The 15,088-nt window shown below is 36.7% G+C and carries 10 protein-coding genes; 5 read left to right on the top strand and 5 right to left on the bottom strand.

The annotated features are described in order from the left end of the window. Positions 1-86 precede the first annotated feature (86 nt). Both ACYIAM_RS05805 and eco read right to left on the bottom strand, forming a co-directional pair. Positions 87-1,196: an extracellular solute-binding protein gene (locus ACYIAM_RS05805; RefSeq protein ID WP_174796101.1), complete on the bottom strand. Its 1,110-nt coding sequence runs from the start codon at positions 1,194-1,196 to the stop codon at positions 87-89. Between the two features lie 338 nt (positions 1,197-1,534). Next, positions 1,535-2,029 (bottom strand): serine protease inhibitor ecotin, encoded by a 495-nt coding sequence (eco, locus tag ACYIAM_RS05800; RefSeq protein WP_174796100.1) that lies wholly within the window; start codon positions 2,027-2,029, stop codon positions 1,535-1,537. A 101-nt stretch (positions 2,030-2,130) separates the two neighbouring features. Between eco and ydiK the strand changes: the two genes are divergently transcribed. Both ydiK and pssA read left to right on the top strand, forming a co-directional pair. After that, complete coding sequence (gene ydiK, locus ACYIAM_RS05795; RefSeq protein WP_483747593.1) at positions 2,131-3,183, top strand: AI-2E family transporter YdiK; 1,053 nt, start codon at positions 2,131-2,133, stop codon at positions 3,181-3,183. Between the two features lie 199 nt (positions 3,184-3,382). Further along, a complete protein-coding gene (gene pssA, locus ACYIAM_RS05790; protein WP_174796098.1) occupies positions 3,383-4,738 on the top strand; it encodes a CDP-diacylglycerol--serine O-phosphatidyltransferase in 1,356 nt (451 codons plus the stop codon). Positions 4,739-5,398: 660 nt separating this feature from the next. Here pssA and ACYIAM_RS05785 read toward each other — a convergent pair. After that, complete coding sequence (locus ACYIAM_RS05785) at positions 5,399-5,716, bottom strand: hypothetical protein (protein WP_483747592.1); 318 nt, start codon at positions 5,714-5,716, stop codon at positions 5,399-5,401. Between the two features lie 940 nt (positions 5,717-6,656). Between ACYIAM_RS05785 and mutS the strand changes: the two genes are divergently transcribed. Beyond that, a complete protein-coding gene (gene mutS / locus ACYIAM_RS05780; RefSeq protein ID WP_483747619.1) occupies positions 6,657-9,215 on the top strand; it encodes a DNA mismatch repair protein MutS in 2,559 nt (852 codons plus the stop codon). A 152-nt stretch (positions 9,216-9,367) separates the two neighbouring features. Here mutS and dld read toward each other — a convergent pair whose 3' ends face one another. Both dld and rlmF read right to left on the bottom strand, forming a co-directional pair. Further along, positions 9,368-11,065, bottom strand: a complete 1,698-nt coding sequence (gene dld / locus ACYIAM_RS05775; RefSeq protein WP_483747591.1) for a D-lactate dehydrogenase — start codon at positions 11,063-11,065, stop codon at positions 9,368-9,370. A 181-nt stretch (positions 11,066-11,246) separates the two neighbouring features. Further along, positions 11,247-12,221, bottom strand: a complete 975-nt coding sequence (rlmF, locus tag ACYIAM_RS05770; RefSeq protein ID WP_483747590.1) for a 23S rRNA (adenine(1618)-N(6))-methyltransferase RlmF — start codon at positions 12,219-12,221, stop codon at positions 11,247-11,249. Between the two features lie 245 nt (positions 12,222-12,466). Between rlmF and ACYIAM_RS05765 the strand changes: the two genes are divergently transcribed. Then, on the top strand, positions 12,467-13,879 hold the full coding sequence (locus tag ACYIAM_RS05765; protein WP_483747589.1) for a sodium:proton antiporter: 1,413 nt from the start codon (positions 12,467-12,469) through the stop codon (positions 13,877-13,879). A gap of 343 nt (positions 13,880-14,222) precedes the next feature. Continuing rightward, positions 14,223-15,071, top strand: coding sequence for an archaetidylserine decarboxylase (gene asd / locus ACYIAM_RS05760; RefSeq protein WP_483747588.1), 849 nt, complete (start codon positions 14,223-14,225; stop codon positions 15,069-15,071). Positions 15,072-15,088: the final 17 nt, after the last annotated feature.

The following is a 15,088-nucleotide window of genomic DNA, read 5'->3' as shown; positions in this document are numbered from 1 at the left end:
ACAACAAGCCAAAAAAAACGAGACGGAAAGACTCAATAGCCCATCCGTCTAGAATTATCATTTTAATGCGATATACAAAATATCGATTATTTACCCGTTTTGAGTTTTGTCCATGTGCGGGTAATTACACGTTCAAGTTTAGGATCTTTAACTTGCAAAGTGAATAATTTTTCCATCACTTCTGGTTTTGGATAAACCGCTGGATCGTTTTTCACTTCTGGTTTTACAAATTTGTCATTTGCTTCTTTATTAGCGCTAGCAAAGTTCACGTCGTTAGTGACTTGAGCGGCAATTTCAGGTTTCATCACGAAATTTAAAAACTCGTGAGCTTCGCCAGGGTTGTCTGAATCTTTTGGAATCGCAAAGGTATCAAAAAAGACTAATGCGCCTTCTTTTGGGATTTGATAACCAATATGCACACCATTTTTCGCTTCGTTTGCTCTATCTCGTGATTGTAAAATATCGCCAGACCAACCTAAAATCACACAAATATCGCCATTTGCTAAATCGGTAATATATTGTGAAGAATGGAAGTAACGAATATTTGGTCTCACCTTTTCTAACAACTCATAAGCAGCACCAGTATAATCTTTAGCGTCAGTACTGTTTGGATCTTTACCTAAATATCGAAGTGCACTCGCAAAAATTTCGGTTGGCGCATCTAAAAATGCCACACCACAATCTTTGAGTTTTTCCATATTTTCAGGCTTAAAGACTAAATCCCAACTATCAACTGGCGCGTCTTCGCCCAAACGTTCTTTAACTTTATCAATGTTATAACCGATACCTGTTGTCATCCACACATAAGGGATGGCATATTTATTGTCGGGATCATGGGTTGCCATTAACTTCATTAAATTTGGATCAAGATTTTTCCAATTCGGTAACTTCCTTTTATCTAATGGTAAATAAACATCTGATTTAATTTGTTTAGCTAAAAAGCTATCAGAAGGAGAAACCACATCAAAACCAGAATGGCCCGCCATTAATTTACCTTCAAGGATTTCGTTTGAATCATACACATCATAAACAAGCTTGATGCCAGTCGCCTTTTCAAAATCCGAAATAGTATTAGAACCGATTTGCCCAGCCCAATTGTAAAAATGCACGACGCGATCTTTAGCAATAACAGATTGAGATAACGCTAGTGAAACACCAGCCACGATTGAAAGAATTGTTTTACGTTGAGTAAACATGCTCACCACTTCTCCTCTAGTTGTAGGGATATTACATGTCAGACACAAGCCCATTGCAAAGACACAACGGACCCCCAAATTTTGCCATCGACGATGATAACAATGATATAAATAACCAATATCATAATCGCCTAGCGAAACCGAGGTAATCAGGCAATCACAAGTCATTAATAAAATAAATGAACGAGTAGAGCTAACCTTGCATTACGAGGGATAAAATACCTTTTTTTTAAAAGATGTCCACTTAAAAAATCAAATATTAGAAATTTAGGTATTGAGCGGTTATATTTTAACCACTCAAGGAGTAAGTAATAGCCAATTAATAATAATTAACGAGATTATTCGGCGCTAGCTTGCATAATTTTAGCATTTGGTTGCCAAACGCGGTATTTAACTTGCAAATCATTTGGCACATAAAAAACTAACGGTACACTGCTGTTATAATTAAATAAACCTAAGTTATGGTTAATTGTCACAAATTGATTTTTATTAGTACCTTCAGGGCAAGCCATTAAGGTTGAAATATTACCAACCGTTTTTTCTACAACATAATAAGAATACCCCCAACCTTTAAGCTCTTCTTGCTTAACTACACCACCTAAATTATGAAAATTACAATCAACGTTCATATCTTTACCAATAATCACTTCGACTTTTGTATCGTTTTCATTAGCAATAGCAGGCAAATGGATAGCATAACGCGTAAAGCCAACTTGAGCTGCGGGGAATGGTGCTGTATCATTAGCATTTTGTGCAACAGGCTTCACTTTTGGGGAATTTGCACATGCGGTTAATGCCACACCTAATAATGTCAATAAAAGTAATTTTTTCATTTCAAATCTCCATTAAATAATTAATCATAAACACCATCATATTAATTTTGAATGATAATGCGTATAATAACGCAATCTAGATTAATAAATATGGTACAAAAATGCCAGCAGAAAAAAACACTACCGATCTACTCAAACTGATTTTAAACCTATTAATTATTGGCTTGCTAATCATTATTACCTATCGTGTTATTGAAGTTTTCTTATTCGGATTCTTCTGGGCGGTGATGGTGGTCATCGCTACTTGGCCATTAATGATAAAAATTCAACAAAAACTATTTAACAAACGCTGGTTATCACTCTTAGTAATGGCGTTAATATTATCGTTTGTTTGCATCATACCTTTTATATTAATTATTAGCTCGGTAGCGCAAAATGGCCACCATCTTATTGAATGGGCCAAAACATTATCCCATCAAAAACTACCTACCCTTGACTGGCTTGAAAGCATACCGGCCTTTGGTTCCGAGCTACACCAAAAATGGTTAAACCTGATTCAAACTGATGGTACCGATTTAGTGACAGCTATACAGCCTTATGTTGGCACTATGATAGGCTGGTTACTTGAACAAGCCACCAATATTGGCATATTCATCTTTCATGCTGGTGTGATGATTATTTTTAGCCTATTGCTCTTTTTAAAAGGTGAAAACATCACCAAATACGTCTATTTATTAGCCAATAGGCTATCAAAACAATATGGCGAAACCACCGTCACTCTAGCAGGGCAATCCATACGTGCAGTGGCACTTGGCGTTGTGGTTACCGCCATCACTTTAGCCTTGATTGGCGGATTAAGTTTTATATTAACTGGCATGCCGTTATCGGGCGTACTAACGCTAATCTTATTTATTTGCTGTGTGGCACAAATTGGTCCAGTAGTTGTTATGCTTGGGTGCATCCTTTGGCAATTTTGGGCGGGCAACACCGTTGCGGGCATCGTATTAATTGTTGTGGCAATTATCTTGACCACTTTAGATAGTGTAATGCGAGCTTACTTAATAAAAAAAGGCGCCAATTTACCATTTTTACTCATATTATTTGGGGTGATTGGGGGACTACTTGGCTTTGGCATAATGGGACTATTTATTGGACCTGTAGTACTAGCATTAACATACAAAATAATTCAAACATGGGTTGATGAACAATCTTAAACCATTTATCATCATCCAGTAATAAAGCATTAAGAGCATAAACACGTTGCTAAAGGCCTAATAAAAAGCCACTTAATCGAAAGCAACTTAGCCAAAAATGCACATAATTTAAAAGGAGTATTATTTTGCTGGCCTTATTCGGGTTACATAGATAAACTAAATCGTCACGTAGCTAGCCAGTTATAATGATAAATAAATCATGCGAATACCATTTATAAAATACAATCACCAAAAGTACCTTGATGAATTAGCAAAAATTCAACAAGATGCTAAGCAATACCACATATGTGCTAATCCGAAAGCGTACCGACTTGCTTTAATCGAAAGTATAAAAAAAGCTCAGCACCGTATTTATATTGTCGCGCTCTACCTAGAGCAAGATGAAGCGGGGCAAGAAATTCTTAACGAACTGTATCAAATAAAACAACAGCGCCCAAATTTAGATATCAAAATATTTGTTGACTGGCATCGTGCGCAAAGAGGACGAATAGGCGAAGACAAAGCCCATACCAACGCTAATTATTATTACCAATTAAAACAGCAACACCCTGATATCGACATTCCCATTTATGGCGTGCCAGTTAATCGACGCGAAATACTTGGTGTACTGCATCTAAAAGGATTTATCATTGACGACACTGTCATTTACAGCGGTGCTAGCATTAACAATGTCTACTTGCACAAACGTGAAAAATATCGTTATGACCGTTACCACTTTATTACTAATCCATTATTAGCGGACAGCATGGTACAGTTTATTCACGACCACTTTTTGCCTTATCAAGCGCTGCAACTGCTTAATACGGGTACGCACAAAACCCGCAAACAAATCAAATCAGAAATTAAAACCCTACGCCAGCATTTAATGGATGCTAGCTATCAATACAATGCCAATACTGATAACCAAACCTTGTCAGTTGCGCCAATTATGGGGCTTGGACGCAATAACGCATTAAATAAAATTATCCATCATCTCATTAATGTAACCGAGCAAAAAATCACCTTTTGTACGCCTTACTTTAATTTGCCAAGCATTTTAGTACGCGACATCATTCGCCTGCTACGTAAAGGCCGACAAGTCGAACTGATTATTGGCGACAAAGAAGCCAACGACTTCTATATTCCACCAGATAAACCTTTTAATATATCGGGTGGATTACCGTACTTATACGAAATCAACTTAAGAAGCTTTATTGAGCGCCTTCAACCTTTTATTGATAAGGAACAACTCATCATACGCCTATGGAAAGATAAAAACCAAACCTATCACCTAAAAGGTATCTGGGTAGATAAGAAATGGGTGCTTATAACTGGCAATAACCTAAACCCACGAGCATGGCGGCTAGATCTGGAAAACGGCATATTAATACACGATCCCAAACAAGAATTAAGCAATAAATTTAGCCAAGAGCTTAACACTATTCGCCAAAAAACCACGTTGGTTACGCACTTTCAACAAATCCAAGCGAGCCAATTTTATCCTAGCCAAGTCCATAAATTAATAAAACGGCTTAGTCGAATAAAAGTGGATAGAATTATTAAGCGGTTGTTATAAAAGTGTTTCATTTTGGGGGGTGCTGAAAAGCCTTGAAAAAATTAAAAAAACTTTCCTGATAAACATAGCCACGCTAAACATCCCTGTTTGGCGTGCTAATCTCTCTCTGTTATCGGCACATTCCGACGAAGGATTAATGCCTATATTAATCTTTGAGTGTTATAAAAATTGGCGTGTTTTTCTTACAAAAACCATTTAATCATCATGTTGATTTTATTGAACTTTTTATTTGGCGTGTTTGAGTAAAATCAATTTGTTATCGGGTGCTTTTGCGTGTTTTGGGTAGGTGTTAGTTATTGGCAAATTTTCTCGTGCAAAGTACTAACCTTATTTGTCACCTTTTTCTATCATCCGATTTATAGTTAAACCTAAGCGATACCTCCCAACGAGTGTAGGGTGCTTTGCTATTGTTCTTCAACTTTTGAATAAATGCAATATCAATCATTGGAGGATATTTGTTGGGTTGTCCTGCTAAATGATGGGATAGGTACGTTAACGGAAATGCGGCATAATCAGCAAATATGTAGTGATTTAAAAAAGAGAAAAAACAAAAGCCTCAGCGATTTCCAGTAAAACGCCTTATGAGCTTTTAGAGGATTATTTTAATCACGAAGTGAAAACAACTTGGTGTTTTCCTACATGTTTTTTAATGTGATCTGATTAGTTACGTTTATAAACTTGTACCAAACGATATATTCTTTTTGAAGGATTAGAATGATATTTATCTTTAATTAACTCATATTGCCATAATAAAATACCATTTCTTATTTTAATTATAAAGCTATTTGCAATATCATAACTTTGCTTTTTCTCGTCATCATAATAAAAAAATTTGTGATTAATATAACGTATTTTATTTATTGTTCCACCCTCAACCTCTTGAATATCTAAAGCAAAACTAATAGAATCTAAAGCACTTTTGTTTCGATAAATAGTAAAAAATTTTATTTGAGAAAACAAAAATTCTTTTCCCCCCAATTTAGATGATGCAATCGTTATTTTTTCTTTACCATAAAATATTTCCAGATGTTCATCTAAAAATTTTCTACTGTAGCTTGATACATTATACCAATCAAGATTACAAATAAGAAAGGTAAAAATAAAGGAAAAGCATGAAGGGACGAATTGTTTGTAGGGCTACACAAACAAATAAAAAAATTGCTTGTACTACGATCATTGACCAATAGATTAGAAAAAAAGCGGAATATTTCCGATAATTTACTGAATAAAATTGATAATAACGATCCATTGTTTACTTTTGCCCATTTTATTAATTTGAAAGTTTTTTAAAATTAAGATTTTAAAAAAAAGCTGCACTAACTCAATCACGTTCAATAGTGTGACCTTTAAAGATTCAGTCACAATTTATTCCCTTACTTTTGAGCCAAGGGCTGTGTTGTCTAATTCTTTTGCGAGCATAACAAATTTCTTTGATTACATTTTTATAAAATACATCAACAAGAAAGATACAACATAATATTGAGATGGCTAAATATTATAATATAAGAATCTAAACTAATCGTAAAAAAAGAATTAAATGCTAAATACCCCATTTTATTAAAATACAAAATTGACGTAAAAAATTACGCTGCTAGATAAAGATAAAAAACTTTTTACATTCAAATTGTCGAATAATAAAACCGTATAAACGAGTCTATAATTTAAAATAATAAACCCAATACTTTAAAACACAAATAGATCCATTTTACATTAAGCACCAAATAACCCTCTGTAATAGACTAATAATCAGTTATAATAAAATTATTATATGAATGATTACATCATACAGCTTACATTTATCAAACTTTTAATGACCCTAAAAATGAGGAATCAGTGCAATTTTATGCGTTTTAATGATACTTTGTAAGACTTGTGAATTTGACTTATTACGTTGAAAGATAAAAAACCAAATAATGCCATGATAAATGAAGACAATTTAACCGACCATACCCCAATGATGCGGCAGTATTTAAGATTAAAAGCCGAAAACCCTGATATTTTGCTTTTTTATCGCATGGGTGATTTTTATGAGATGTTTTATGATGATGCCAAGCGCGCCTCGCAGCTTTTAGATATTTCGCTCACAAAGCGTGGCTCGTCTAATGGTGAACCGATTCCTATGGCGGGTGTGCCGTACCATGCGGTTGAAAGTTATTTAGCCAAGTTAATCTCGCTAGGTGAATCGGTGGCTATTTGTGAACAAATAGGCGATCCAGCAACAACCAAAGGACCAGTTGAACGAAAAGTCGTTCGTATTGTTACTCCGGGCACAGTCAGTGACGAATTATTACTAGAAGATCGCAAAGATAATTTACTTGCTTCAATCTGGCAACATAAAAACCATTATGGTTACGCCACACTTGATATTAGTTCTGGTCGTTTTTATGTTTTTGAATGTGACAACTTCGAAGCAATGCAAGCCGAACTGCAACGTACAAGCCCTGTTGAATTGCTATATCCCGAAGAATTTCAATCCATGCCATTAATTGAAAATCGCCATGGTCTGCGCCGTCGTCCACAGTGGGACTTTGATCTTGAAACGGCAAAACAACAGCTTAATTTGCAATTTGGCACCAATGATTTAGTTGGATTTGGTGTAGAGGCGTGCAATTATGCACTTTGTGCAGCTGGTTGCTTATTGCAATATGTTAAAGATACCCAGCGCACTGCTCTGCCCCATATACGTTCCATTATTAAGCAATCGACAAATGACTTTGTTGTGCTAGATGCTGCAACTCGCCGTAATCTGGAAATTACCGAAAACCTAACGGGTGGAACACAAAATACCGTTGCTGACATACTTGATCAAACCCAAACGCCAATGGGCAGCCGAATGCTTAAACGTTGGTTGCACTCACCAATCCGTAATCTGACAATATTACAAAATCGCCAACAGGCGATTAGTGAATTACAAAATTATATTGATGATGTTAATCCGCTATTAAAGCAAATTGGTGATTTAGAACGTATTTTAGCAAGGCTGGCACTGCGTACCGCTCGGCCTCGTGATTTTGCCCGTTTGCGTGATGCTTATAATCTGCTACCGCAATTACAAAAACTATTGACTTGCTTAACTTCACCCGCTTTAATTGGTTTGCGTGCCAAGATAAATCAATTTGAAAGCATCGCCGATCTATTAACGCGCGCCATTGTCGAAGCGCCCCCCGTGATTATTCGTGATGGTGGCGTGATTGCCAGCGGGTATAATGCAGAACTAGACGAATTGCGAAGTTTAGCTGATGGGGCAACCAATTACTTAGAACAGCTTGAAATTCGAGAGCGTGAAACACTTGGCATTGATACGTTAAAAGTCGGATTTAATGCAGTGCATGGTTACTATATTCAAATAAGCCGCGGACAAAGCCATTTAGCGCCAATTCATTATACTCGCCGTCAAACGCTGAAAAATGTAGAACGATACATTATCCCTGAACTTAAAGAGTACGAAGATAAAGTGCTCACCTCTAAAGGGCGAGCCTTAGCACTTGAAAAGCAACTTTACGAACAGCTATTTGATCTGTTAATGCCAGATCTAGCCGATATGCAAATTAGCGCTGAGGCTATTGCCGAACTTGATGTGCTTACCAATCTAGCAGAACGGGCATTAACCCTTAACTACCAAAAACCGACACTATCGACCAATGCCGGTATAGAAATTAAAGATGGACGACATGTGGTAATTGAGCAAGTTTTACAAACACCATTTATTGCAAACTCATTATCACTATTGCCAAATAGGCGAATGTTAATTATTACTGGCCCCAATATGGGCGGTAAAAGTACCTATATGCGCCAAGCGGCCTTAATTGTACTATTGTCTTATATTGGTAGTTTTGTCCCTGCTTCTAAAGCAATCATTGGACCTGTTGATCGCATTTTTACCCGAATTGGCGCCTCTGATGATTTGGCATCAGGTCGTTCTACCTTTATGGTCGAAATGACCGAAACGGCCAACATTATGCATAATGCTACAGAACAAAGTCTTGTTTTAATGGATGAAATCGGTCGGGGTACCTCAACGTATGATGGGCTTTCTTTAGCTTGGGCCTGTGCTGAGAATTTAGCCAATCAAATCAAATCAATGACGCTTTTTGCAACCCATTATTTTGAATTAACCCAGTTACCAGAACATATGCAAGGCGTTTATAACGTCCACTTCGATGCCATTGAACACGATAACAACGTTGCTTTTATTCATGAGGTTTCTGAAGGCGCTGCAAGTAAAAGTTTTGGGATTGCTGTGGCAGGGCTTGCAGGTGTGCCTAAGGCAGTATTAAAACGGGCTAAACAAAAATTGAAAGAGCTTGAAATTATCTCAAAACAATCTGCTAACAGTGGTGTCGATAAATCGCAACTTTCTTTAATCGACGAGCCCGAACCGTCAGAAGTAGAAGAAGCGTTAAAACAGATCGATCCCGATGCTTTAACGCCAAAACAAGCATTAGAGATGTTATATCAATTAAAAAAATTACTATGATCTGAATAACGCGATAGCTGTTGTATCGCGTTGTTATCCGTCTAAAAAAGATTCACAGGAGTTGTTCAATAAAACACCATCAGATAGTATTTTTTGGCGGTTAAATTTCAATACTTGACGGTGTCTACAATTTAACATAACTCAACCATGTATTAAGCCCAATTTTTCTTTTTGGACGTTTTACCTATACCCGGATTAAGACTGTTTGTAGGATCAAGCTCTTGATAGAATTTTTTCAAATCCTCATTGGCATGATACAAATGCCCCACATTGTGCTCGGCTGGATATTGCGCACCACGCTGATCAAGTAATGCTAAAATCTCCTCCTTAACTTTATCGCAATCTACCCCTTTTTTAGCAATATAATCTTGATGGAACACATAACAGAAAAAATGCCCATAATACATTTTGTAAATAAAGTTTTGATCGATGCTTTCTGGCAGTGTTTCAAACCAATCGGTATCATTACGCCTTAGTGCAATATCTAATGCAACAATGTTTTCTACTGTTTTTCTATGTACATTTCGGTAAGACGTTGCAGCCCCCGCTGCTGCAAAACGGTGTAACATTGCCGCTTCGGCCTCTTTTTCATTGCACAAAAAATAATTACCATTTTTATTTTGAAAATAGTCTTTCAAAAAAGCTTCAGCTTCAGCAATCCCATCATCTGCCATCTTTAAAATAAGATGATGTTCATAACGATCACGATAATCACGCAATGACTTTGGTAAATGATTAGGTAAAAATTTGCAGGCGAAGATAGAAAACCGATCCGAAAAGTTTTTGGGGAAAAATGGGATTTTTGCCGTAACACGATCAACCCAATTTTTAAAAACAAACATGCGCGGCATCATATCGGTACCTAACTTCTTAATAGCTAGAAAGGTCGGTTTTCCATAAACCGCAGCAATATCAAACGCCACACGATGTATATATTCACCCGACACAGGCAACGTTTTAAACTGCCCTAAAATATGGCGACGAATACCATTTAGTTCATTAATATCATTGGTACCGATATAAAAGACTGCCGATTTTTGCTCAAGTGGAAAAGTATCAAGACGCACCGCAAAAACCATCAAGCGCCCTGCACTACCTGATGCTTCATAATGACGGGCGGGATCAGCATTAAATCGTGCAGGTGTATCAGCATCAATTTCACGAACATGATCACAATAATGATGATCATGCCCTAAACCAGCATCACGTTTAATATCCTTATCGGTATAGGTATGATTTTGCAAGTTCTGTAAAATCGTTTCTGGATCATCCCCCAGTTCAATCCCTAAATGATTCACTAAGCGCAACTGCCCTTGCTGGTCTAATTGCGCAAACACTGCCATTTGTGTATACGCTGGCCCACGCTGAATAAGTGCTCCACCAGAATTATTACATACACCGCCCATCACAGAAGCGCCAATGCAAGATGAACCAATGACCGAATGCGGTCCACGATGATATTTTTTTAACTCTTTTTCTAACCTAAATAATGTGCTACCCGGCAAACAAACAACCTGCTCACCATTTTCAATCACTTTAATCCCATCTAATCGACGAGTACTGACAATCACAATGGGACGATCATAATCATTACCATCGGGTGTCGATCCCCCTGTTAAGCCCGTATTGGCTGATTGTGTGATAACAATCACGTCCGCTTCAACACACGCTTTTAATACCTGCCACTGCTCAACTAACGTCCCGGGTAAGACAACGGCCAATGCATCACCCTCACCAAAACGAATACCTTGACGATAAGGTAACGTACGGTTAGGGTTTGTTAAAGTATATTTATGTCCAACAATACCTTGTAGCTGCTCAATAAGTTGAGCTGTTTGATTACTTTTCATATCGGTATTTCCTATGCATATTGAAGATTGGGTTGTGTTAATAATGGTTATTAAATAACCACCCATCTTAACCAAAAGCAATACAATAAGCTATCGGTATTTTATTAGAATAAACTAAATGAATTTAAGCTACTTTTTACAACAAAATCTGCTCACTTGAATAACAAAAAAGTGGACTAATTTATTGTGGTTGCTCTGTCTTTTGGGCATTTTTTAACAAAATTTGTTGGCGCTCATGTTGATCAAAAAAAGACCACGCGACAAATCGGCTAATTTTTTGCCCTTGTGCCATGGAAATAATATGGCTTTGAACGACATTGGCTTGTTTCAACTTTTTGTTGATTAATGATAAGGTCTCTTTTTTCGACACTAATGACGAAAACCACAAGCATTGGGTTTTATATTCAGTACTTTCGCGAATCATATTAGCAATAAAAGCGGCCTCGCCCCCTTTGCACCATAACTCTGCATGTTGCCCACCAAAATTAAGTACGGTTTTTGGTTTTGAATGCGTTAATTTACCTAACTTCTTCAGTTTAGTTTGTGCACTTGCCAGCGCATCTTGTTCCGAAGCATGGAAAGGTGGATTACATATCGTTAACGCATAAAATTCGTTAGGCTTAATAATATGCTTAAAAATGGCTTGATTATCTTTTTGTAATCGACACTGCAAAGTGTTTTTTAGTAACGCATTGGCCTGTATTATTAAAGAGGCAACCTTGATAGCCGCTGGATTGATATCACTTCCCACAAACGACCAACCATATTCAGCACAACCAATAATGGGATAAATCACATTGGCACCAACGCCAATATCTAAAACGCGAATTTGCTTACCTATCGGAATGCTATTTTGATTATCTTGTGCCAATAAATCGGCTAAATAGTGAATATAATCCGCTCGACCCGGAATGGGCGGACATAAATAACCATCTGGAATATCCCAATAATTTATTTGGTAATCATTAAATAACAAGGCTTTATTTAATATTTTAACTGCCATCGGATCGGCAAAATCAATTGATAAATTACCATATAGATTCGGCTTTACATATTGAGACAGTTCTGGAAGTCTACTCATGAGCTTTGCAAAATCATAACCATTTCGATGTTTGTTTCGGCAATGTAATTGGGGCTTTTTTAATGAGGTTTGCACGGTTGTCCTATTTTATCCAAAATCAAATAATCGCTATTATAACGGCTTAACTACAATATACGAAAACCCAGCTAACAAATTAATCAAAATTGTTACGGTGGGGTATTGTTTTTTTTTTAGGTTATTATTATGCAATTAAATTCCCAATATAACTATTTTTACCTAATCCCCATATTCAACATTCGATAAATTAAAAACTCTTTGCTATAATCCCTCACCACTTTAAAACCAAAAACAAATCCACAATGAAAGCCCTTATACCTCTTATCACCTTAACCCTCATACCTTTTGACCTTTTTGCTATGGATTTTAACGGTCAAGATTTATCACTCTTTTGGGGTATTCCGTTTGTGGGAATTTTGCTTTCAATTGCATTAATGCCACTATTTTTGCCTCGGCTTTGGCATCATCATTATGGCAAAGTTATTACTTTTTGGACAATTTTGTTTTTGCTGTTTGCTTTGTATGCATTTGGTTTACAAACTACCGTCAACCTGACCGCTCATGCAGTGGTAGCCGAATATATTCCTTTTATTTTGTTATTGCTGGCACTGTTTACTGTTTCGGGAGGAATTTTGATTAAGAGTGATGCGCTCAGTACACCCAAACGCAACGTTACTTTACTGGCAATTGGTACGCTATTAGCGTCGTTCATGGGCACCACAGGTGCTGCCATGTTAATGATTCGGCCATTGATCAGAGCCAATCGTAATCGAAATTGTTCTATGCACACTATTATCTTTTTTATTTTTTTAGTGGCTAATATTGGCGGAGGATTAACCCCGCTGGGCGACCCACCGTTATTTATTGGTTTTTTAAAAGGCGTTAATTTTGGGTGGACAGTTAAACATATGCTGTTGCCAGTTCTACTTAGCTCATTACTATTATTAGCAATTTATTATGTTATTGATTGCCACTACTTTCGTTTGCAATATGGTAATTTATCAGAACTGAATTCCATTTCAAAATCCAAGAACGTTAAAATTTATGGAAAAAACAATATTTTCTTATTAATAGCAATTATTACCTGCGTGCTAATGTCTGGCATTTGGCATTCATCGGTTAGTTTTACAGTTTTAGGTACACATGTTACTTTACCTAATTTAATTCGCGATAGTTTGTTTATTATCATTACCCTCATTTCAATGCTAATCACCCCTAAACAGGTTCGTGCAGGTAACGAATTTAATTGGGAACCTATCATCGAAGTTGCTAAACTATTTATAGGCATCTTTATTACTATCGTTCCGGTACTTACCATGTTACGAGCTGGTAGTCATGGCGCATTAGCCCCAATCGTATCACTGGTAACCAATACACAAGGTGAGCCAATCAACAGCATGTACTTTTGGTTATCAGGTTTACTTTCTGGCTTTTTAGATAATGCGCCAACCTATTTAGTCTTTTTTAATCTAGCTTCGGGCGATGCCACGACCTTAATGACAGTGCTTGAAAAAACCTTACTGGCTATTTCAATGGGATCGGTTTTTATGGGAGCGCTTAGCTATATAGGTAATGCACCCAACCTTATGGTCAAAAACATTGCAACGCAAAATAAAATTAACATGCCAAGCTTTTTTGGCTATATGAAATGGTCAATATGCATTTTAATTCCGGTGTTTATTATCAATAATTTAGTGTTTTTTATACTCTGTTAACTTAGGCGGTTCACAAGCCCCCATTCAAATGATTGTGATACGGCAAATAGCCATTCTATATTCACTAGAAATTAGGTAATGTGTTTCTTAATCCGATCCAGTATAACCCAAGCTTAATTTTTATCTTTAGCCGTGTCATATCATTTTTGTTAAATAGAATTTAAATAACTAGCAATGAATACCATATTTAATTATTTACCATTAACTTTCTTAGGCATGATAAAGTGTTTACAATATTGGTGCTTGATATTACCGATTACACATTATTCATTTTAGCCGTTTTACACTTTATGTATAAATCTTGGTATAATGCCGTATTTCTATCTTTACTTGAGAGTTATATATGTTAAATCAGTTAAAAGCAATTATTCAGTATCTTCTTCCTAAACAGCTATTAACCATCATATTTGGATGGCTGGCAAAAAAACAGTTGGGAAAAGTCACTACATGGATGATTATGGGCTTTTGTAAACTGTATAAAGTGGATTTGAGCGAAGCAAAAATTAACGATGTTAAAGCGTTTAAAACCTTTAATGACTTTTTTGCCCGTGAATTAAATGAGGATGCACGCCCAATTGATGCTACCGATAGTGTCGTTGTTATGCCAGCTGATGGCGTTATTAGTCAGTTTGGTACCGTTCAAGATACCCAACTGTTACAGGCTAAAGGGCATTTTTATTCTTTAGAATCACTGCTTGCTTGTCATCCTGACATGATCAAGTTTTTTAAAAATGGTTCATATGCAACCACTTATTTATCACCTAAAAATTATCACCGCTTTCATATGCCTTGCGATGGTATTTTGCGTGAGATGATTTATGTGCCTGGTTCACTGTTTTCAGTCAATAAGGCGACAACGGAAAGCATTCCAAATATTTTTGCACGTAATGAACGTGTAATATGCCTTTTTGAAACTGATTTTGGACCAATGGCGCAAATTTTAGTCGGAGCAACCATTGTCGGTAGCATCGAAGTACCATGGGAAGGTGTCATTACGCCACCGCGCGAGGGTGTCATGAAACGTTGGACATATTCAGGTGAAGTCAAATTACAAAAAGGGCAAGATATGGGTTGCTTTAAATTGGGGTCAACAGTGATTACGTTATTTGCATCAAATGCAATTGAGTTTGAAAGCCACTTTAAAGTGGGCGATGTTGCACGTGTAGGTCAAAAATTAGCTAATAGGATATAACTTTATGTGGATTCGTG

This window comes from Gilliamella sp. X-60 (genome assembly GCF_057063585.1).
This window is presented reverse-complemented; position numbering and strand designations above follow the sequence as displayed.

Excerpts from the sequence above, each read along its gene's own strand:
- ACYIAM_RS05805 (WP_174796101.1), bottom strand. The coding sequence starts at position 1,196 with ATGTTTACTCAACGTAAAACAATTCTTTCAATCGTGGCTGGTGTTTCA.
- eco (WP_174796100.1), bottom strand. The coding sequence starts at position 2,029 with ATGAAAAAATTACTTTTATTGACATTATTAGGTGTGGCATTAACCGCA.
- ydiK (WP_483747593.1), top strand. The coding sequence starts at position 2,131 with ATGCCAGCAGAAAAAAACACTACCGATCTACTCAAACTGATTTTAAAC.
- pssA (WP_174796098.1), top strand. The coding sequence starts at position 3,383 with ATGCGAATACCATTTATAAAATACAATCACCAAAAGTACCTTGATGAA.
- mutS (WP_483747619.1), top strand. The coding sequence starts at position 6,657 with ATGATAAATGAAGACAATTTAACCGACCATACCCCAATGATGCGGCAG.
- dld (WP_483747591.1), bottom strand. The coding sequence starts at position 11,065 with ATGAAAAGTAATCAAACAGCTCAACTTATTGAGCAGCTACAAGGTATT.
- ACYIAM_RS05765 (WP_483747589.1), top strand. The coding sequence starts at position 12,467 with ATGAAAGCCCTTATACCTCTTATCACCTTAACCCTCATACCTTTTGAC.
- asd (WP_483747588.1), top strand. The coding sequence starts at position 14,223 with ATGTTAAATCAGTTAAAAGCAATTATTCAGTATCTTCTTCCTAAACAG.